The organism is Dysgonomonas reticulitermitis, from assembly GCF_054601275.1.
Window position 1 is genome coordinate 18,468 of the sequence record NZ_BAAHWU010000020.1, and the last position, 20,081, is coordinate 38,548.

Annotated in this window: 17 protein-coding genes; 2 read left to right on the plus strand and 15 right to left on the minus strand. The window is 39.7% G+C overall.

What is annotated here, in order from left to right; all coding sequences use genetic code 11:
• Position 1: 1 nt before the first annotated feature.
• The 12 genes from ACYPZI_RS08970 to ACYPZI_RS09025 all read right to left on the minus strand — a co-directional run bounded on the left by ACYPZI_RS08970 (position 2) and on the right by ACYPZI_RS09025 (position 11,024).
• Complete coding sequence (locus ACYPZI_RS08970) at positions 2–901, minus strand: EamA family transporter (RefSeq protein ID WP_459600755.1); 900 nt, start codon at positions 899–901, stop codon at positions 2–4.
• Positions 902–1,353: 452 nt separating this feature from the next.
• Positions 1,354–2,514, minus strand: a complete 1,161-nt coding sequence (nhaA, locus tag ACYPZI_RS08975) for a Na+/H+ antiporter NhaA (RefSeq protein WP_459600757.1) — start codon at positions 2,512–2,514, stop codon at positions 1,354–1,356.
• Positions 2,515–2,600: 86 nt separating this feature from the next.
• Positions 2,601–3,353: a tRNA pseudouridine(38-40) synthase TruA gene (gene truA, locus ACYPZI_RS08980; protein ID WP_459600759.1), complete on the minus strand. Its 753-nt coding sequence runs from the start codon at positions 3,351–3,353 to the stop codon at positions 2,601–2,603.
• A 103-nt stretch (positions 3,354–3,456) separates the two neighbouring features.
• Positions 3,457–4,116: a DUF5715 family protein gene (locus tag ACYPZI_RS08985; RefSeq protein ID WP_459600761.1), complete on the minus strand. Its 660-nt coding sequence runs from the start codon at positions 4,114–4,116 to the stop codon at positions 3,457–3,459.
• Positions 4,117–4,294: 178 nt separating this feature from the next.
• Positions 4,295–4,780: a 2-amino-4-hydroxy-6-hydroxymethyldihydropteridine diphosphokinase gene (gene folK, locus ACYPZI_RS08990; RefSeq protein WP_459600763.1), complete on the minus strand. Its 486-nt coding sequence runs from the start codon at positions 4,778–4,780 to the stop codon at positions 4,295–4,297.
• A 2-nt stretch (positions 4,781–4,782) separates the two neighbouring features.
• Entirely contained in the window at positions 4,783–5,832 is a 1,050-nt protein-coding gene (gene queA / locus ACYPZI_RS08995; protein WP_459600765.1) for a tRNA preQ1(34) S-adenosylmethionine ribosyltransferase-isomerase QueA, read from the minus strand.
• A gap of 19 nt (positions 5,833–5,851) precedes the next feature.
• Complete coding sequence (truB, locus tag ACYPZI_RS09000) at positions 5,852–6,541, minus strand: tRNA pseudouridine(55) synthase TruB (protein WP_459600767.1); 690 nt, start codon at positions 6,539–6,541, stop codon at positions 5,852–5,854.
• Positions 6,541–7,392 (minus strand): undecaprenyl-diphosphate phosphatase, encoded by an 852-nt coding sequence (locus ACYPZI_RS09005; protein ID WP_459600769.1) that lies wholly within the window; start codon positions 7,390–7,392, stop codon positions 6,541–6,543. Before ACYPZI_RS09005 ends, truB begins: the two co-directional genes overlap by 1 nt.
• A gap of 22 nt (positions 7,393–7,414) precedes the next feature.
• Positions 7,415–7,666 (minus strand): DUF3098 domain-containing protein, encoded by a 252-nt coding sequence (locus ACYPZI_RS09010; protein ID WP_459600771.1) that lies wholly within the window; start codon positions 7,664–7,666, stop codon positions 7,415–7,417.
• Between the two features lie 4 nt (positions 7,667–7,670).
• Positions 7,671–8,564, minus strand: coding sequence for a cell division protein FtsX (locus ACYPZI_RS09015; protein WP_459600773.1), 894 nt, complete (start codon positions 8,562–8,564; stop codon positions 7,671–7,673).
• 183 nt (positions 8,565–8,747) lie between these two features.
• Positions 8,748–9,455: a tetratricopeptide repeat protein gene (locus ACYPZI_RS09020; protein ID WP_459600775.1), complete on the minus strand. Its 708-nt coding sequence runs from the start codon at positions 9,453–9,455 to the stop codon at positions 8,748–8,750.
• A 285-nt stretch (positions 9,456–9,740) separates the two neighbouring features.
• On the minus strand, positions 9,741–11,024 hold the full coding sequence (locus ACYPZI_RS09025; protein ID WP_459600777.1) for a M64 family metallopeptidase: 1,284 nt from the start codon (positions 11,022–11,024) through the stop codon (positions 9,741–9,743).
• Between the two features lie 389 nt (positions 11,025–11,413).
• Here ACYPZI_RS09025 and ACYPZI_RS09030 point away from each other — a divergent pair, with 389 nt between their 5' ends.
• Both ACYPZI_RS09030 and ACYPZI_RS09035 read left to right on the plus strand, forming a co-directional pair.
• Positions 11,414–14,176, plus strand: coding sequence for a putative LPS assembly protein LptD (locus ACYPZI_RS09030; RefSeq protein ID WP_459600779.1), 2,763 nt, complete (start codon positions 11,414–11,416; stop codon positions 14,174–14,176).
• A 72-nt stretch (positions 14,177–14,248) separates the two neighbouring features.
• On the plus strand, positions 14,249–16,897 hold the full coding sequence (locus tag ACYPZI_RS09035; RefSeq protein WP_459600781.1) for a transglutaminase domain-containing protein: 2,649 nt from the start codon (positions 14,249–14,251) through the stop codon (positions 16,895–16,897).
• 68 nt (positions 16,898–16,965) lie between these two features.
• Here the strand turns inward: ACYPZI_RS09035 and ACYPZI_RS09040 are convergent, their stop codons facing one another.
• The 3 genes from ACYPZI_RS09040 to ACYPZI_RS09050 all read right to left on the minus strand — a co-directional run bounded on the left by ACYPZI_RS09040 (position 16,966) and on the right by ACYPZI_RS09050 (position 20,070).
• Positions 16,966–18,264 carry an inositol-3-phosphate synthase gene (locus ACYPZI_RS09040; protein WP_459600783.1) on the minus strand — a complete coding sequence of 433 codons (1,299 nt, stop codon included), beginning with the start codon at positions 18,262–18,264 and terminating at the stop codon, positions 16,966–16,968.
• 238 nt (positions 18,265–18,502) lie between these two features.
• Positions 18,503–19,228 (minus strand): HAD family hydrolase, encoded by a 726-nt coding sequence (locus ACYPZI_RS09045; RefSeq protein WP_459600785.1) that lies wholly within the window; start codon positions 19,226–19,228, stop codon positions 18,503–18,505.
• A gap of 14 nt (positions 19,229–19,242) precedes the next feature.
• Positions 19,243–20,070: a lysophospholipid acyltransferase family protein gene (locus tag ACYPZI_RS09050; RefSeq protein ID WP_459600787.1), complete on the minus strand. Its 828-nt coding sequence runs from the start codon at positions 20,068–20,070 to the stop codon at positions 19,243–19,245.
• Between the last annotated feature and the right edge of the window lie 11 nt (positions 20,071–20,081).

Genomic DNA, 20,081 nt, shown 5'->3' on the forward strand with positions numbered 1-20,081 from the left:
TCTATTTAGTTCCCAAATATAGGAAAAACATTGCAACGATTATTAAAACGAGATCGATAGCTTTTCCTTTTAAGTTTTTTTCATGGAAGAATATCACACCTCCTGCGAAAGAGACCAATACGCTGCTTCGGCGAACCATAGATACGATGGATATCATCGCATCGGGATCTGTCAGCGCATAGAAGTAAACAAAGTCGGCAATGGTAAGAAAGGCCGATACTAACACAATGCTCCATCTCCATTTGAAAGGGGTTGTTGTCGTGCGTTTTGGATACCATAGTACGATCATCACGGCCAACATCAGGAGGCATTGGTAAGAATTGAACCAGAACTGCACCGCGGTAGAGCTGAATTGCTGCATCAGGAACTTATCGTATAACCCGCTTACGGCTCCGGCTATCGAAGCTAGAACCATAAAGAAAATCCATTTATTTTTATGGAAGCTGATCCCTTCTTTTTTGCCGGATAGGGATAGCAGAAAAAATGAAATAATGGTTATAATGACTCCAACCCACTGATATAAATTAAGCCTTTCGCCAAAAATAAGTAATGCTCCTACTAAGGTCATTACGGGGCGGGTGGCATTTATCGGCCCTGTGATAGTAAGGGGCAGATGCTTTATGGCAAAATATCCGAATATCCACGAAGTGAGGACTATTACCGATTTTATAAATATATAGCCGTGGGTTTTTAAGGATACCGATGGAACGTATCCGATTGTACCTGATAATGTATCCGGTGAAAAGGTTGAGATCAAGACAAGAGGGGATAGTAATACGGCGCAAAAGGAGGTATTCAGAAACAAAACCGGGATCACTGCATTCTCATGAACCGATTTCTTTTTACAAATATCGTAACAGCCTAAAAAAAACGCCGAAACAAAAGCAAGAACTAACCACATATTTTTTCAGTTATCAGTTATCAGTTATCAGTGAACAGTTATCAGTAAACAGTAGTTAGTAGTTAGTAGTTAGTAGTCAGTCAACAGTCAACAACTCGTACCTCGTACCTCGTCTACTCGTATCTTTTAACTAAAAAGTAACAAACTTCTACAGTGAACAGTAGTTAGTAGTTAGTAGTCAGTCAACAGTCAACAACTTGTACCTCGTATCTCGTCTACTCGTATCTTTTTAACTAAAAAGTAACAAACTTCTACAGTGAACAGTAGTTAGTAGTTAGTAGTTAGTAGTCAGTAGTCAGTCAACAGCCAACAACTCGTACCTCGTATCTCGTCTACTCGTATCTTTTAACTAAAATGTAACAAACTCCACACTCATTTTCAAATTTGCTAATTCGCTCATTTTCAAATTTTCAAATTGTCTATTATAGATAAAACGGACACCGGACAATTTTTCACTTTTCATTGCCGAAGACATAATTCAGCCATGTATATCCGATAATACCCGAAACGAGTGATGCCAGTAATATCATTAATTTTGATTCATTGATATAATGCATGTCCCCTTTGAATGCCAGTAATGTGATAAAGATAGACATCGTAAACCCGATACCGCCCAGTATACCTACACCTGAGAGTTCTTTCCATTTTGTACTTTTAGGTAAAGAGCATAGTCCTGATTTGACCGATATAAAACTAAACAGGGTGATGCCCAGCGGCTTGCCGATGATAAGTCCCAAAAGGATACCCAGAGCAAATGGTTCTCCAATAGACTGATCCCAACTACCTTCTATCACTATTGCCGTATTCGCTAATGCAAATAGGGGCAGTATAACGAAGGCAACAGGATAGTGCAGGGCGTGTTGCCATTTATTCGATAAGCTTTTTTTATCTCCTTTGGCGAAAGGAATTGTTATAGCGAGCAATACTCCTGCAATAGTGGCATGAATACCCGAATTAAGCATAAAATACCACATGATGATGCCTCCGGTAATATACGGGATCATATTTGTTATATGGAACTTTTTATTCAAAACAAGCAACACAATGAATATCGCCAAAGCGATGAGGAGGTTAACCCAAGATAGCGATGTTGTATAAAAAACGGCAATTACGATAATTGCGCCGAGGTCGTCGATAACAGCCAAAGCTGTCAGAAAAACTTTCAGCGATGTAGGCACGCGGTTTCCTAATAATGACAGGATGCCCAATGCAAAGGCAATGTCGGTTGCCATCGGTATTCCAAACCCTGCGTGCGTAGTCGTTCCAAAGTTGAAGAACATATAAATACCGGCTGGTATAAGCATCCCGCCCAATGCTCCCGAAACGGGTAGCATAGCCCGTTTTATATTCGAAAGCTCTCCCTCATGGACTTCCTGTATTAACTCTAATCCGATCAAAAGGAAAAAAACAGCCATCAAACCATCGTTTATCCAGTCTGCGACAGAATGTCCACCTGCGTGGAAATCCCATATGGAAAGATAATGATCGCTCATGCTTGAGTTGGCTATGAGGATCGAAATGAACGTACATACTATCAATACAAGACCTCCCGATTTTTCACTTTCCATAAAGGCTCTTAGTGTCCTTCCGCTAAGTATCTTCTGCGTTTTCATACGATAATTTTGTTTTTAATGGTGGTATGGAAACTCGCATGACAAAATTATCATAGACTTTGGTGAATCGCTATTCATGCTCGTTTTCATTGTATGAATATTTCGTTATTATACTCTATTTCTTCCAAAAACAAAGCATGTCCGGGTACAGATATTCCGGCTGCGCACCTGTCTTTCGCTTCTATTATGCGTCGTATTCCGTCCACGTCTGATTTGCCTCGTCCGGTTTCGAGCAATGTCCCTACGATAGAGCGCACCATATTTCGAAGAAAACGGTTCGCTTTAATGGTGAAGATATAGTTACTCCCCGATTGTTCCCATCGCGCGAGCATTATCCGGCAATTGTTTGTCTTAACATCTGTATGCGACTTGCTGAAACTGGTAAAATCTTCGTATTCGAAGAGCACATTGGCGCATGCATTCATTGCATCTAAATCGAGACTTCCGTGTATTTTATATTTCAGAGGATGCAGGAACGGGTCTTTTTCTGTTGTGATATAATATCGGTATAACCTTGAGGTGGCATCGAACCGCGCATGGGCATCTTCTTTTACTTCTACTATTTTATATATGGCAATATCTTTGGGCAGAATACTGTTTAGTTTGTTGGCCAGCAATTCCGGATCGGTATTCCCTTGTTCGTAGTCGAAATGTGCTGTCATCATTCTGGCATGTACGCCGGCATCCGTCCGCCCGGCTCCTACAATAGGTGTAGGGACACGAAGCAAGGTAGCAAGAGCGCTCTCTATTGTTTCTTGTACCGAGATACCGTTAGGCTGTATTTGCCAGCCACAATATTTCTCACCGTTATATGCCAGATATATAAAGTAACGTTTCATCGTTATTAATTAGCGAATTAGCAGATTTGAAAATTAGCAAATTGCAGGACTTTTGGTTTTAGATATTTGCTAATCTGCTAATTTACGAATTTACTAATTGATTTCATCTTACTGTTACATGAAAACACGATTGTTTTCGTTCGTGCTTGATATAGCATCTGTCCCGTTCTTTCAGATCGTGCAGGACTTGTCCGAGAACAGACTTGAGCCTGCCATCGTCCAGAGTTCGAGCGTCTGATGAATTAACTTTGTCGAATCTTGTCCATGCAATATCGAATGTCGTTCCATATCTGTGAACAGAATTATCGCTGGCATTGCCATTTCTTCTCGAAAGGCCTTTTACATCATCGTTTGTGCGTAAAATGCTTGTTACAATCGGTTTGTAGAGAGGCATTTTCTTACTGATGAGCGAATCTCTGAAGTTTAGGGCAATGTCTGATAACAATGAAGCTGCTTTGGGTACTAAATAGGGCATGGAGTGGGTTAGTTTATCTACCCGGTATATATCCAATTCTCCGGGGATTTTTACCAATCTATCCATGTATAGGGCTGTGTCGGCTCTTGCTTCGAGTGGTCCTATGCCATTCTCCTTTGCCGCTTCTATATGCAAATCGGGCAGATCATCGAAAGTCTTATTATAATTTCCACTGAAACGGGTATATTTTTTCGGTTCAGAGTCGCCCTTTTCTTTTTTGTTATTTTCGCCGGAACCACAGGCTGATACAGTGGAAAGCCCCAATATTAATATCCAGATATATTTCATATGATAATAATTTTGATTTTAATTGCCATATGGAACTCACATGATTTTTATTATAATGGATTTTGGTGATTTGACAAAAATCATGCTTCGTTTCATGCCAAAATAAAATCAGGCACAAAGGTACAAAATAAGGGCTTTTGTCTGTAATTAAGTAATCAAAAAAGGTAGAATTTTCTTTCTACCCTTCTATATTTTCCTTCAACTGCCTTATCGTTTGATGCAGCGTCGGGTGTATCATATCTCCTGCTATTTCGGACAGAGGGAGGAGTACAAACAGGCGCTCGTGCAGATGCGGGTGGGGGAGTTCCAGTTTTGGTGTTTTCAGTATCTCATCGTCAAACAACAAGAGGTCTATATCAATAATCCGGTCTGTATATATTTTGTCTGTAGATTTTATTTTCCTGCCCATTTCCTTTTCAATATTCTGAGTAATTTTCAGTATTTCGAGCGGTTGCTTTTTCGTACGTATCTTACATACCGCGTTTAGGAACTGGTTATCGGATTTAAAACCTACAGGATCGGTAACGTAAAAAGCGGAAGTTGTGATTATATCTCCGATCCGCTCTTCAATATAGCTGAGCGCCCGATCCAGATTTTCACCTCTGTCTCCCAGATTCGATCCCAGACTTAAAAAAATGTTATGCTGCTTTTCTTTTTCCGGCATCTTTAAATTATCAGCATAGCATCGCCATATGTCCCGAAACGGTACTTTTCTTTTATGGCCAGTTCATATATATCCATTACCTGATCGTATCCGCCAAAAGCAGCTGTCATCATCAAAAGAGTGGATTGCGGCAAATGGAAGTTTGTTACCATCGAATCGGCAATACCAAAATCGTAAGGAGGAAAAATAAATTTGTTAGTCCAGCCTCCATTTGTTTTTAGATAGCCATCGGTGCTTACAATTGTTTCTATGGCTCGCATTACCGAAGTGCCAACAGCACATACCCGGCGTCCGTTGTCTTTGGCATTATTTACTATATCTGCGGCTTCCTGAGTGATTTGTAACTGCTCAGAATCCATTTTGTGCTTTGTCAGGTCTTCTACGTCTATATCGCGGTAATTTCCTAATCCTGAATGAAGAGTAATATAAGAGAAGTCCACGCCTTTTATTTCCAGACGCTTCAGGAGTTCCCTGCTGAAATGTAGTCCGGCAGCAGGAGCAACAACCGCGCCTTCATATTTTGCAAAGATGGTTTGATAACGGTCTTTATCTTCGGGTTCTTCTCCACGGTTCAGGTATTTGGGGATTGGCGTTTCGCCCAATGCGTAAAGAGCTTTTCTGAATTCTTCAGACGGCCCGTCGTATAAAAAACGCAATGTGCGGCCCCGTGAGGTTGTATTGTCTATAACTTCGGCTACCATCGAATCGTCATCGCCGAAATATAATTTGTTACCGATACGTATTTTGCGGGCAGGATCTACCAGTACATCCCATAAATGGAACTCCTCATTTAACTCACGCAGCAGGAATACTTCTATTGTAGCTCCGGTTTTTTCCTTATTGCCATACAGTCTGGCGGGAAATACTTTGGTGTCATTGAATACGAAGACATCTTTTTCGTCGTAATAATTAATAATATCTTTAAATATCTTATGTTCTATTTCTCCTGTTTTTCGGTTAAGCACCAACAAGCGTGATTCATCTCTGTTTTTTGTAGGATGGGTTGCGATCAACTGATCAGGGAGATCAAATTTAAATTGGGAAAGTTTCATATCTAAATGGTTATTGTTTTTAAATTATAAGCGCATCAACAAATTCTTCTATTTGTGCGCCATCAATACATTGATCCAGAGTAACATTACCTATACGCGTACGCTCAAGCCCGGTAAGGTGTGCTCCTGAGTCTAAGGCCAGTCCTATATCCCTTGCCAAAGCTCTTATGTATGTCCCCTTACTGCATACAACTCTGACCTCAATGACCGGCTTGTCGTAGCTCAAGAGTTCTATTTCGTCTATTACCAATGACTTGGGTTTTAGCTCGATTTCTTGTCCCTCTCTTGCAAACTCGTAGGCTCTTTTACCTTCTACTTTACAGGCAGAATAGGTTGGCGGTATTTGTTGTATTTCTCCGATAAACCGGTTCAATTTTTCGAGAACCAGTTCTTTTGTAATATGTTCTGTAGGGTATGTTCCGTCAATGTCTGTTTCCAGGTCGAAAGACGGAGTTGTTTCCCCCAATTTTATGGTTGCTATATATTCTTTTGTCTGATACTGGAACGATTCTATCAGTTTCGTTTTTTTTCCTGTGCAAATAATCATTACTCCGGTTGCCAGCGGATCTAAAGTACCTGCATGGCCAACCTTCAACTTATTAACACCCAGTTTTCGACAAAGTTTGTTCCTTAACTTTCTTACCAGCGTAAACGATGTCCAGTTTAGTGGTTTCTTTATGTATAAGACCTCTCCGGAAATAAAATCCATTATACTGTTAATTCATGTCCGGTAAGCATAAGAATCAGTATGATTCCTCCAACGATAATACGGTACCAGCCAAAAAGTTTAAAACCATATTTTGTTACGAATCCGATAAAGAATTTAATCGCCAGCAGAGCGACAACAAATGCTACAATATTGCCTATAATCAATACGCCTACATTGTCCTTTAGCAGTTCCAATCCTGTGTCGGAAGTAATAAGTTTAAGCAATTTATATCCTGTGGCAGCAGCCATTGTAGGCACAGCCAGAAAGAATGAAAACTCAGCAGCATTTTTGCGGCTCAGTCCGCGAGTCATACCTCCGACAATAGTTGCCATAGAACGCGATACGCCCGGTATCATTGCTATACACTGATAAAATCCAATAATGAAAGCGTTTTTGTATGTTATTTCTTGCTCTCCTTCTACAGGATGATTAAACAGCTTATCCACAAATAGCATGAGTATTCCTCCTATTACCAGCGTAACAGCAACGACTGTTACACTCTCCAGCAGTTCGTCTATTTTATCGCTGAATAAAAGCCCTAAGATCGCGGCAGGGATAAAACCTATTAAGAGTTTCCAGTAAAACTCATATTTATATAAGACGAATTTAAGGAAACTATCATGTTCTTGTCTTGGTTTGTCGTTTTTGAAGCGAAAGAAACGATTCCAATATAATACAATAACAGAAAGAATAGCGCCAAACTGTATAATTACAGTGAAAGCTTTAATAAATTCGTTACTTTCTATCCCCAAAAGACTTTGGGTAATAATCATATGTCCGGTTGAAGATACAGGTAAAAACTCCGTAAGGCCTTCCACAATGGCAATTATAATTGCCTCGATAATACTCATTATAATTAGTTTTGTTATTAGTTTAGGCTTCGTTTTCGCCGGATAACCTTTTCTTTCCCGGATACAATATACCTACTATCATCAGCAGGAATCCGGCAAAGCAAACCATCGGCGCCACTACAATTCTTTTTGTACTGAAAATATCAGGTTCGAAACCTCCTTCTACACTAGAGGAAGATCCGGTCATAAGGATGAATCCTGTAACTATGAGCAGAACGGATACTGCACAGATGATATAGTTCAGTTTGTCGAAGGCAAAATTTTTCTTATCCATGTTTTTAGACGTGATAAAGTTTATTTGTTGTCATTCTTAAATATCTGTTTACTGCCCAAGCTGTAGCTACAGATGTGATTGTTATCCCGGAGATAATAACCAGTCCATATACGATGACTAACTCGTGCATCTTTACGATCGATATAGCTTCCGGCATGATGTTCGTAGCATAGTATATGACTCCCGTGATAGCCAGATTGGCAAAAATAGCTGCTATGATTCCACTTAATACCATTCTCCAGATAAAAGGCTTTCGGATAAAGGAGTTTGTCGCCCCCACAAGTTGCATTGTATTGATGAGGAATCTTTTTGAGTAAATATTCAACTGGATGATACTTCTTATCAGAGTGAAAGAAATAAGTATCAGTATTGCAGCCAATATAATAAGTGTGGTGCCTATGAGCGACAGGTTTTTATTTACATTCGTTATGTCACCTTCGCTATATATAAAATCGTTTACAATACTTCCTCCATGCAGTTGCATGCGGGTAAAACTATCTTTTACTTTTTGCAGGCTGTCGGTTTCCATATATTCCGATTTTATGAATACATCAATATATGCATGCGCCGGATTGTAACCTTGCACTTCTTCGGGGTCACGTCCCAGATCAGCAATCAGTTTCTTTTTTGATTCTTCCTTGCTGATATAGGTTGTCGATTTCACATAAGGATTTGCATTTAGCTCCTTTTGGATCTTATCGATAGATGCTTCATCTATATTATCCGTCAATTCTATGGAAATCCCCATGCTTTCTTTCAGGAAATCGCCCATTCCTTTTGCGGTGAATCCTACTAAGAAGGTCAGTCCCAATAAGAAAAGGACAAGAGTAATACTTATTGTAGTAATTACTCCTGCCGTAAACAGGGATATGGTTTTATACTGATGCTTATCAGACATTTGTACGCAGAGAATTAAGAGATACTTCCCATTCGGATACTAATCACCCAAATTCGGTGCAAAGAAACGAAATAAATACATTTTACAGTAGTATTTTTGTTTTTTTTAATAATAAAGTCGTGAAAATAAAAAAGAGAGAATCTTAAACAGAAACCCTCTTCCTTATATATATATTCTTGAATCTTATTTTTTATTCTTCAAAATAGTCGCTTCATCAATATATTTATCCGCTTCCATAAATGCTTGGGTATTTTTCATATACCGGTTTTTGACAGTCGTAAATACTTCTATTTCTTTGTCATATTGTCCCAGGTCACGGTATATCAGCCCGGCTTTTTTATATAAGATAGGGCTTTGTGATTCGTTGTCCACACCTTTTGCTGCTTTTATATAATAAGATACTGCTTCTTCAGCCTTTCCTAAATTATCAAGGCAGTCACCGATCGCTCCATTTACCAGATAGGATATGATTTCGTCGCTTCCGCTATACCCTTTCAGATAATCCAGCGCTTTTTCGTATTGTCCCATGTTTGCATAGCAGACTCCTGCATATAACTTTGCTAATTTGCCGGGTTTTGTAGAGCTGTATTCATCCATTATAGATTCGAATCCGACATAGCCATTCCCGTCTCCAAATACAGCGAGTGAATCCTGTCCGGCTCCAAAGTATTGTTGTCCTTTGTATATAGCTATCTGAGCTTCTTCGGCTTTAGGCTTTACGATGAAGTGGTTGTATCCTAAAAATCCGCATACGATAACAACAACAGCTCCGATGCCTATCAATAATTGTTTTTGATATTTTTCGATAAATCGCTCTGATCCGACCACTGCATCGTCAATGCGTTTCCAGTCTTTCTCTTCGCTCAATTCAGCTTGTTTTTTCTTAGACATCTTTTAATTATTATAAGTTATACTTTATATTCCTGTAAATTTAGCAGCGACAAAAATAGTTGTTTTCTGCTTATAAAGAAAATCTTAGCTGTACTTTTTTTTAGAATCTGTTTAAATTTTATTCGTTCCGATTTTCAGAACTATTTTCAGAGTGATTTTTTCTTTTCTGAAGCGCGAATAGCCCGCTATTCAAGCTGAAGAAAGGGAAAAATCAGATAAAAAGAGACTGAAAATGAACGAAGATAGTATTATAATAAAATATTCATATAAAATTTAAACAGTTTCTTATTCTGTGTAAAATTTTACAAGTTCTTCTATTGCATTTTGGCAGGCAGGACAAAAATCTTTACAAGTATTTGTTTTCATCCGGCAATCGGCGGCCGGGCGATATATACCTTTAGAAGAGTAACCGCCTCCCTCAAAAACCCCTGTCGGATACTTGTCGGCCAGATCAATGTTTGTCGGCACAGGTGTTTGAGGTTTTAGCAACTTTTCCCATTTCGAAGCGAAGTTTACAAGTGTTGTGATATTTGGCTCCCACGGTTCGAGCGATAAAGGGTATGTGTCGCTGAAAGAGTCTCCGTTATAGAAGTATTCATCGGCTAACCCGCCGAAACTATGGCCGAACTCATGCACTACAACAGGTTTGAAATCACGGTGTCCGGTAGTGGTAAGAGTGTAGGAGTTGAAAATTCCTCCGCCTCCGTAGACATCTGTGTTTGCCAATATTATTATATGGGCATAGGGAATACCGGCTATAGCATCGTGTATATCTTTTACATTTGTAGTAGTAAGGTATCTGTCGGAATAGAATGTATCGAAATGGGAATGGAAAGATGTCTCATTCCATCTGTTTTCACGCGGAACGCTTACACCTGAATCTTCTGATATGGTTTCCACGGCAAAGATATTGAATCGATCTTGTAGTTTGTCAAATGGACTGTGATTAAATAATGCCTCACATGTTATTTGTGCATGGTTTCTGAATTTTTCCATCTCGGAAGAGGTGTATCCTTCTGCAAGAATAACAACATTGATGGATTTGTTTATATCCGGAGAACTTCCTTTGTGTACTACCGTATAATTAGGAATGTTTTTTAAGCCTTTCTTCTTAATTAAAATATCATTTGGGTCTATGGTATGTTTTATTGCCATTACATAAATCCCCAGTTTGTTTCTAAGGCTTACTTCTATTACAGCCTTTTCTTTTGGGTACGGTATTAAGAATGTATTTTCAAAACTCTTTCTTACTACTCCGGCTTCGGGAGTGTCGAGCCATTCCTGGAACAGGGTGCTGAATGAATCTTTATAAATACATTTTCCACTTTTTAAGTCAGTGACTTTGATCTGTCCGTTACCTTGTCTGAGTAATCCGGATAAATTATGTTTTCTGCCTGCCCATTGTGGAAGTTGGCATAACTGATCCAACGAAACAGTCTGGATTTTACTGTTTCCTGAAAAGGTATAATCTATCCGTAATGTTTTATCGATAAAATAACTGTCGTAATCTTGTGCTTCAATTCCTATTGTAAGCATGCATAAAGAAAATACCAGCAAAAAATATTTCATAGAAAGATCCGTTAAAAATGTAACAATGCTGTAAAAGTAATAAAAAGAAAGAAGATTGATAGTCAGGCGGTGATAATAAAATTCTATATAGGTACCGGTGATTTTTATACTTTTTTTGATTTTTCGTATTACGCGTTCGTGTTTAATTCATTAGCTTTGCACCCAAATATCTAAGAAACTGTTTAAATTTTATAGCAAACCTTTTTTATAGCTGTTTTTAGATGGATTTTGGTATTTTTGCTTGCAGGTTTAGCGGGCTAAACCCAAAGGAGAAAGGGCAAAATACGCTGAAAAGAGCATTAAAAAGTTGCTAAGAATATTTATCAGATTCTATCATAAGTATATTTTTCGCTAAAATTTAAACAGTTTCTAAGTCCGATATCTTGCAAATGAGAAAGATTAGATTCTTTATATATATATTCTTATTTATCTTGTTTTCTGTGCCGTTTTGGGGTGCACAATTTGCAGGTAAAGGGCATTATACAATATTATCATTACAAGACACATTGCCCCGGGCAGCTGTCGACTCTCCTCGTGTCTCGTCCGATTCTCTCTCCAGAGACAGTGTTCCGAAGAAAAAATCAGCATTAGAAGCCATTGTAGATTATACGGCTAAGGACTCTATTGTGATGACGGCGGATAATTGGGGTTATTTATACGGTGAAGCCGAAGTAAAGTATACGGATATTACCCTGAAAGGCGAAAAGATATCTATGAATATGGATAGTAGCCTTGTTTATGCTACTTTCGGGCTCGATTCGGTGGGGAAAGAATTCGGGTTTCCGGTTTTTGCAGACAAAAGTTCCGAGTTGGAGTCCAAAACAATGAAGTACAACTTCAAGACTAAAAAAGGGTACAGCACACATCTTATAACCACGCAAGGGGAAGGGTATATTATTGCAGACAGGGCGAAAAAGAATGCAGACGATTCTTATTTTACCGAAGATGCCAAATATACAACCTGCGACGATCACGAACATCCGCACTTCTATCTGGCTTTGACTAAAGGTAAGGTTCGGCACGGTAAAAACGTTGTGGCGGGGCCTGCCTACCTTGTGATAGAAGGTCTGCCTCTTTATCCGATCGGTTTACCTTTCGGTTTTTTCCCTTTCTCCAAAAAATATTCTTCGGGGATAATTATGCCGTCTTATGGCGATGAACTCGAAAGAGGATTCAATCTTCGCGACGGAGGATATTATTTCGCTCTCAGTGATCACATTGATTTGGCTGTGACAGGAGAAATATATACAAAAGGATCGTGGGGACTTAACGCCCGCTCTACCTACCGTAAGCGTTATAAGTATTCAGGATCGTTCGATGCCGGATATATGGTAACTAAAACAGGGGAAAAAGATATAGACTATTCGGTGGCAAAGGATCTGAGGCTGAATTGGACTCATTCGCAAGATTCTAAATCCAATCAGCTAAGAACATTATCGGCCAGTGTGAACTTCTCTACCAGTTCTTACGACCGGAATAACCTGAACAGTGCATTCACTCCTGCTGCGACTCAAAATACAAAAAGTTCGACTGTAAATATAACACAACGGATACCTAATTCGCCTTGGAGTTTTTCTGCTTCAATGAATGCTGCTCAACGAACAGCAGACTCAACTATTTCATTGACCTTGCCAAATATGACCATAACTATGAGTCGTGTGGCCCCTTTTAAGAGAAAAGAAGCAGTAGGAGCAGAACGCTGGTATGAGAAAATCCAATTGAGTTATTCGGGCGACTTCCGGAATAGCATACAGGTGAAAGAGGATCAGTTATTCAAGTCGAATCTCATGAACGACTGGGAGCATGCAATGAAGCATTCCATTCCGGTTTCGGCTACATTTAATGTGTTGAACTATCTGAATATAACACCATCATTCAATTATACGGAGCGTTGGTATACCCGCAAGATAACACAGACGTGGGATAGAGAAACAAATAGAAGCATACTCAAAGATACTACTAATGGCTTTAACCGGGTTTATGATTTTAATGCGGCATTGAGTTTTCAGACCAAGCTGTATGGCTGGTTTAAACCACTATTTTACCAAAACGCAGATATCCGGCACGTTTTTTCTCCAAGCATAAGTTTTAGTTATGCCCCTGACTTTGGAAGTTCTAAGTTTGGTTATTATGAGACTTATTATCATTATGATGCTCAAAATAATTATGTGCCCTATTCCTACTCTCCTTATCAATATGAAATGTTTGGGGTTCCAGGAAGAGGTTCTCAGGGTGCTATTAATTTCCAGTTCGATAACAATGTGGAAATGAAAGTGAAAAAAATAGAGAATGACTCTGTTAAAGATAAAAAATACAGTCTTATCGATAATCTGGGTATCGGTTTTAGCTATAATATGCAGGCAAAAGAGTTTAAGTGGAGCGACATAAATACAAGTCTTCGTTTGAAATTAAGCAAGTCTCTTACTTTAAACTTGAATGCGGTTTGGGACCCGTATTTGTATAAAGTAACACAGTGGGATGCAGGCAATAACCCTACAAGGGTGGAAAGAGTGAATGAACTGCGTATTGCCAACGGAAAAGGTTTTGGTAGTTTGCGGAGTACGGGATATTCTATTTCCCCTTCTATCAATCAGGACACCTTTAAGAAATGGTTTGGAAAGGATAAAGACAAAGAATCGGGTAAAGACCAGCCGGGCGAAGGGCAAACAACCGGAACTATTGAAGGTGAAGGACAGTCCGAAGAAAGAAAGAGTTTGCTGTCTGAAAAGAAAGACGATAACGAATACGACGAGGATGGATATGTTAAGAATGAGATAAAATGGAACTTGACCTTTAATTTTTCGATGAACTATAACTTAAACTCAAGTCGTTGGTCTGAACCGGACAGGGAAGGATATACCGAGCTGAAAGGGCAGTTGACTAAAAATTTCGGTTTTAGTGGTAACATACAGCCTACAAAAAACTGGAACTTTAACTTCAATGCCAGCTATGATTTTGATAATAACAAAATATCTTACCTGACTTGCAACATTACCCGTAACCTTCACTGTTGGTCTCTTTCGGCAAACTTTAATCCTGTTGGCCCTTACAAGACATATTATGTATCTTTACGGGCAAGCTCCTCAATGCTTCAAGACCTGAAGTACGAAAACCGGGGGCGTTCGTCAGGTTACGATCCCGACTGGAATTAAACTTATTCTATTAATAATACGTAATAAATTTGTAAATTGCGGTTTTTCTTATTTAATCTGATATATACTATTATGGAAAGAATCAGCGTATTTCTTCTTATTGTATTTCTGTTTTCTGCCTGTTCTTCTGATCAACATTTTCTCAAAGATGAGGAGTATAGAGCGCAAGTACACAAACAATTTTTGAAACGTAAGGAGTTGGCCGCAGGGCGTACCCAAGAACTATTTGCGGTTTTTGATAAACCGGGACTTACTACTGAACAGCGCGAAGCTCTCGAATTTCTTTATGCTTACATGCCACTTTCAGATTTAGCCGATTATGATGGAGATTACTTTCTCGGTCAGGTGGACGCGGCATTTAATGCTCGTGAGTGTTTCGATTGGGGTAAGAAAATCCCGGATGATATATTCCGGCATTTCGTTCTGGTTTACCGTGTAAATAATGAGAATCTCGATACTGCCCGTCAGGTATTTTTCGGGGAACTAAAAGACAGGGTGAAGGGTTTGACAATGGAGCAAGCCGTACTGGAAGTAAATCACTGGTGCCACGAAAAAGTAACATATCGCGGCACGGATGGCCGCACATCTTCTCCTCTCGCGTTGGTTAAGACCTCATGGGGACGTTGTGGCGAAGAATCTACTTTTACAACAGCAGCATTGCGTGCAGTAGGCATACCCGCCCGCCAATGTTATACCCCCCGATGGGTTCACACCGATGATAATCATGCATGGGTAGAGGCATGGGTGGATGGTAAATGGCATTACATCGGGGCTTGCGAACCTGAGCCCGAACTCGATGTAGCATGGTTCTCTGCGCCGGTAAAGCGCGCGATGATGGTGCATACAAATGTTTTCGGGTTGTATAACGGTCCGGAGGAAAAGAATGTGCAGACAGAACTGTATTCTATTATCAACCTGCTTGGTAACTACACGGAGACGCGCGACGTGAAAGTAAAAGTAGTCGATGAAAAGGGCATACCGGTAGAAGGTGCGACAGTGAAATTTAATGTTTATAATTATGCGGAGTTTTACCCTATTGCCACTGCTACAACAGATTCTGAAGGTACGGCTTCCATCGTTTCGGGAATGGGCGACCTGTTTGTTTGGGCAAATAAAGGGGATGTGTATGGATATATAAAATCGTCGCCAAAGGATGCCGAAGTAACTGTAACTCTTGGAAACAATCAAGGTCGTAGTTTAGAGGAGACTTTTGTTATGCAGGCTCCTGCCGAACAGACAGTAAAAGAACTTTCTGCTGAAGAAATAACCGGAAATGCAAAGCGTTTGGCATATGAAGATTCGATAAGGAATGCCTATATGTCTACATTTATAACTGAAGCTGATGCCCGGAAATTTGCGAAAGATAATGGACTAGACTCTGACAAAACATGGGATTTGCTTTTCCGGTCTCAAGGAAATTGGAAGGAAATTTCGGATTTCCTTGCTGCCAAAAAGAATAATGGCTTTTTGTATCCGTTTATGTCATCTCTTAAAGATAAAGACTTGAGGGATACTCCATCCCGGTATCTTGCAGATCATCTTATTCAGGGCGATGGAGTAGACTTTAACGCTATAACGGAACGGGAGACCAGGTATGCACAGAATGTGCTGTCTCCGCGTATAGCTCTGGAGCTGATTCGTCCGTGGCGCAGTTTCTTTAAAAAGAATTTTTCTGAGGATTTTATAGATAAATCCGGAAGTGATATACAACAGGTTATCAATTATGTACGTGACAGTATAATATTAGATGATGATCAGAACTATTTCAAGTGCCCGGTCTCACCGCAGGGTGTTTATGAACTAAAGATGGCTGACAGCCGATCGAGGAATATATTCTTTGTGGCATTGTGCCGTTCGATGGATATTATATCCCGTGTCGATCCGGCAACAGGACGTCCGCAATATCTAAAGGCTGAAACCGGCACATGGACTGATGTTTTCTTTGATAAGCAAGGTGAAGAAAAACCGAAAGGTGCGGTTGTATTCAATAATGTAAAAGAGAATATTGTAAAACCCGGCTATTCTACACATTATACCCTGGCGCGTTTCGATAACGGTAATTTTGTAACTCTTGATTACGAAGGTCAGATAAAAGACTTTCCTGCTAAAGTTTCTGTCGATGCAGGATATTATCGCCTGACAATAGGGACTCGTGCAAATGATGGTTCGGTAACTGTCAATACTCAATATTTTACTGTGAAGAAAGATGAAACAAAGCCGCTGGATATTAAGCTGCCAAAAGTCGAGACCGGTATCCAGGTGCAGGGAATTGTTGATCCGAATACAATTGTTTCGTTAAAAGACGGTTCGAAGAAAACCTTGAAAGAATTGACAAATAAAAAAGGGCTTGTGATTTGTTTTGCCGATCCCGATAAAGAACCGACTAAACATATTTTTCAGGATTTACCGGCAGAGCAACAGTTTCTCGAAAGTTGGGATGGTGGAGTCTTGTTTGCTATTCCTGATGATAAATTAAGTCCGGCATTTGATTCGTCTGTTTTCAAAGGCTTGCCAAAACAATCGTTATGGATGACAGATGATAATAGAGCGTTGCTGAATGCCGTAGCAGGAGCCTTACAGATTAATTTCTCTAATAATTTCCCGCTGATTATTTATCTTTCAACAAATGGAGGGATCTTGTATTCATCTCAAGGTTACAGAATCGGAATAGGAGAAGAGATTGTAAAGACGATAGAATTAGAAAGGGCTACAAAGAAATGATAATTGCTGACAAAAAAAGAAGGCATCTCGCTTTTGAGACACCTCCTTTTCAATATTGAAAGATACTATTAATCCATGAAATCGATTGTTTCTTCTCCAATCATTTGACGAAGTGTATTTTTTAACTTCACATATTGGATGAACAAATCGTGTTCTGCAACCTTAGCAGGCTCGTGCATCGGGCTCTTGAAGTAGAATGACAACCAGTCTTGGATTCCACCCATACCAGCACGTTTTGCCAAGTCTGTGAATAGAACTAAGTCTAAGCACAATGGCGCAGCAAGAATAGAGTCGCGACAAAGGAAATCCACTTTCAATTGCATTGGATAACCCAACCATCCGAAGATATCGATATTATCCCATCCCTCTTTATTGTCTTTGCGAGGTGGGTAATAGTTGATACGTACTTTGTGGTAAACATTTCCATAAAGGTCTGGATAAAGTTCCGGTTGAAGGATATTATCGATAACCGACAGTTTAGACTCTTCTTTAGTTTTGAATGAACCCGGATCGTCAAGAACTTCTCCGTCACGATTACCAAGTATGTTCGTAGAAAACCATCCGCTAAGACCAAGCATACGAGTTTTCAACATTGGAGACAATACTGTCTTCAACATAGTCTGACCTGTCTTGAAGTCTTTACCGCAAATAGGAGTCTGAGTTTTAGCAGCAAGCTCCCACATAGCAGGTATGTCCACCGTCAGGTTCGGCGCGCCATTAATGTATGCGACACCTTCCGAAACAGCAGCATAAGCATAGATGTTTGAAGGAGCTATATCTTTATGATTTTCCTTCATACCTTTTTCCAATGCAGCAAGAGTTTTGTGTACTTCTCCCAGAGGAGTGAACACTTCTGTGCTACCGCACCAGATAACTACTATACGGTCGCAGTTGTTTACTTTCTTAAAATTGTGAATATCTTCTTTTACTTGTTCCATCAAGTCCCATTTTGTAGGAGCTGATTTTACCCAAGTACCATGTAGACGCTTTACAAATTCCTGATCAAATACGGCTTTCATAGGTTTGATAGCCGCCAATTCGTCTTTTACTTTGTCAAGATCTTCGTTAGTCAATACTTCTGCATGTTTTGCAGCTTGATATACGTCATCTTCGAATAAATCCCATCCTCCGAAAACGATATCGTTTAATTCTGCCAAAGGCACAACGTCTTTGATTTTAGGGAAGTTATTTTCTTCTCTTTTCCCTATGCGCATTGTTGCCAATTGCGTAATTGAACCTACAGGCACTCCTAAGCCCTTACGGGTGATTAATGTACCGGCAATAAACGTAGATGCCACAGCACCTCCAACTCCAACAACAAGAACACCAAGTTTTCCTTTGGCTTCTTTAACTTGTACTTTTCCCATTTTTTAAATTAAATTTTAAAATACACTGCAACCCGCAGCAATCCTTTAAACTACAGATTTGGTCTCGCCGGGATATTATCTCCCGCCTCCACAAAATCCTATATAATAAAATAGCTTCGGTGAATATTTGTTTCATTTTATTCTCCCAACCCGGGCTTTTCCACCTTACAAGTGGCTTCCATTATTAAAACAAATAGCCGACGACACCATTGTATTACCAAAATTCAAGTACTTTTTTTCAATCCAGTTGAAAAACAGTCTCCAACTCCATGAAGTCTGTTATTATAAGATCAGCTTTCGCGTCTTCTTCATCCTTTTCCCATCCGGGTCCTTTCAGCCATATGGTCTGACATCCATTTTCAGAAGCAGGGATAATATCTTTTGTATAAGAATCGCCCACAACCACAATAGAAGAAGGCTCCAGGCCTAAAGCCTTTACTCCCAGCCTGAATATCTCCGGATCAGGTTTTCTTACACCCACAACTGCCGACTCTATCACACTGTCAAAGTATTCTAACAGGCCGAAATCGCTCAATACGGCTTGTACATTTCCATAGAAATTAGAAACCAATACTATTGGATAGCGATTTTTTAGCGCAGCTAGCAGGATTATTTCCTTTTTCAATAAATCCTTTACAAAGTTATAACATTGCCCCGAAATATCAAGAATATATTCTTCCGATTTGTCATATTCTTTCAAAAAACCTTTCTCAATAAGGCTTCTCACCTGTATCGCCACCTTCTTTTCGAGGAGAATCCTGAAATTATCGTTCGGTTCTATTACCGGATTGGTAGCTAAATACCGTTCGGCATAAACGTAAGCTTCTCTGAACTGTTCTTTGGTCACAGGTACTTTTTGATACTGATATGCATCCCAGAGTACCTCCGCCCAATGTTTACCATTGCTGTCGATAGTACCACCGTAATCGAATATTATTCCTTTTACTTTTTGCAGATCAAACATACTTCACCTTTTGACTATTTTTTCTTCTTCATGGCATAGGTCTGAGCCTTCAGGAATTCGCCAAATTCTTTTATGTCCTCATACTTAGACTGTTCCTCTACTGTTATGGGCTTACCAAAACGAATATAAATAGTCTTGCCTTTCTTATTCGTTACCTCATGTAATAACCGTACTGTGCGTATACGCCAGTCTATGAAACCAAGAAAACGATAGAACCACGAATTATTCCCGGATATAAACATCGGTATAACCGGTACCTTGGCTTTCTTTATCAGTTTGAGTACAGGTTCCTGCCACTCGCGGTCTTCAGTACGATCGAGGTGTGGTGAAGAAACCCCTCCTGCCGGAAACAATCCCAGCGGATGCCCTTCTTTCAAGTGTCCAAGACACTGCTTTACTCCGCCTACACTAGATTTCACTTCCGACATTTTATTATCTTTAGAGTATGGATTAACTCCTATAAAGTGTTCTTCCATTGTATCTATTTGCATCAGCATCCAGTTGACCATCATCTTATAGTCTCTCCGTTTGCCGGCAACAGTACTGATAGCGATAATACCGTCTATATGTCCGTAAGGGTGGTTTGATACTGTAATAAAAGGGCCTTCCTTAAAGTTGTCAAGAACCTCATAGTTTTCATATTTGCGGATGATACCAAGTTTGTCGAGCATATCATTCACAAATTCCAGACCCGTCAGATGTTTTGACGCGTCATACACAGCATTTACTTTATTTATACCTGTTACTTTAAACAGGACTTTTATAATAGCATCACCGAAACGGCCTCTAAAAATGGGGTGTACCCCCCTTATCATATCTTTACTTATCAGTTTTTCCTTCATATGGCAAAGGT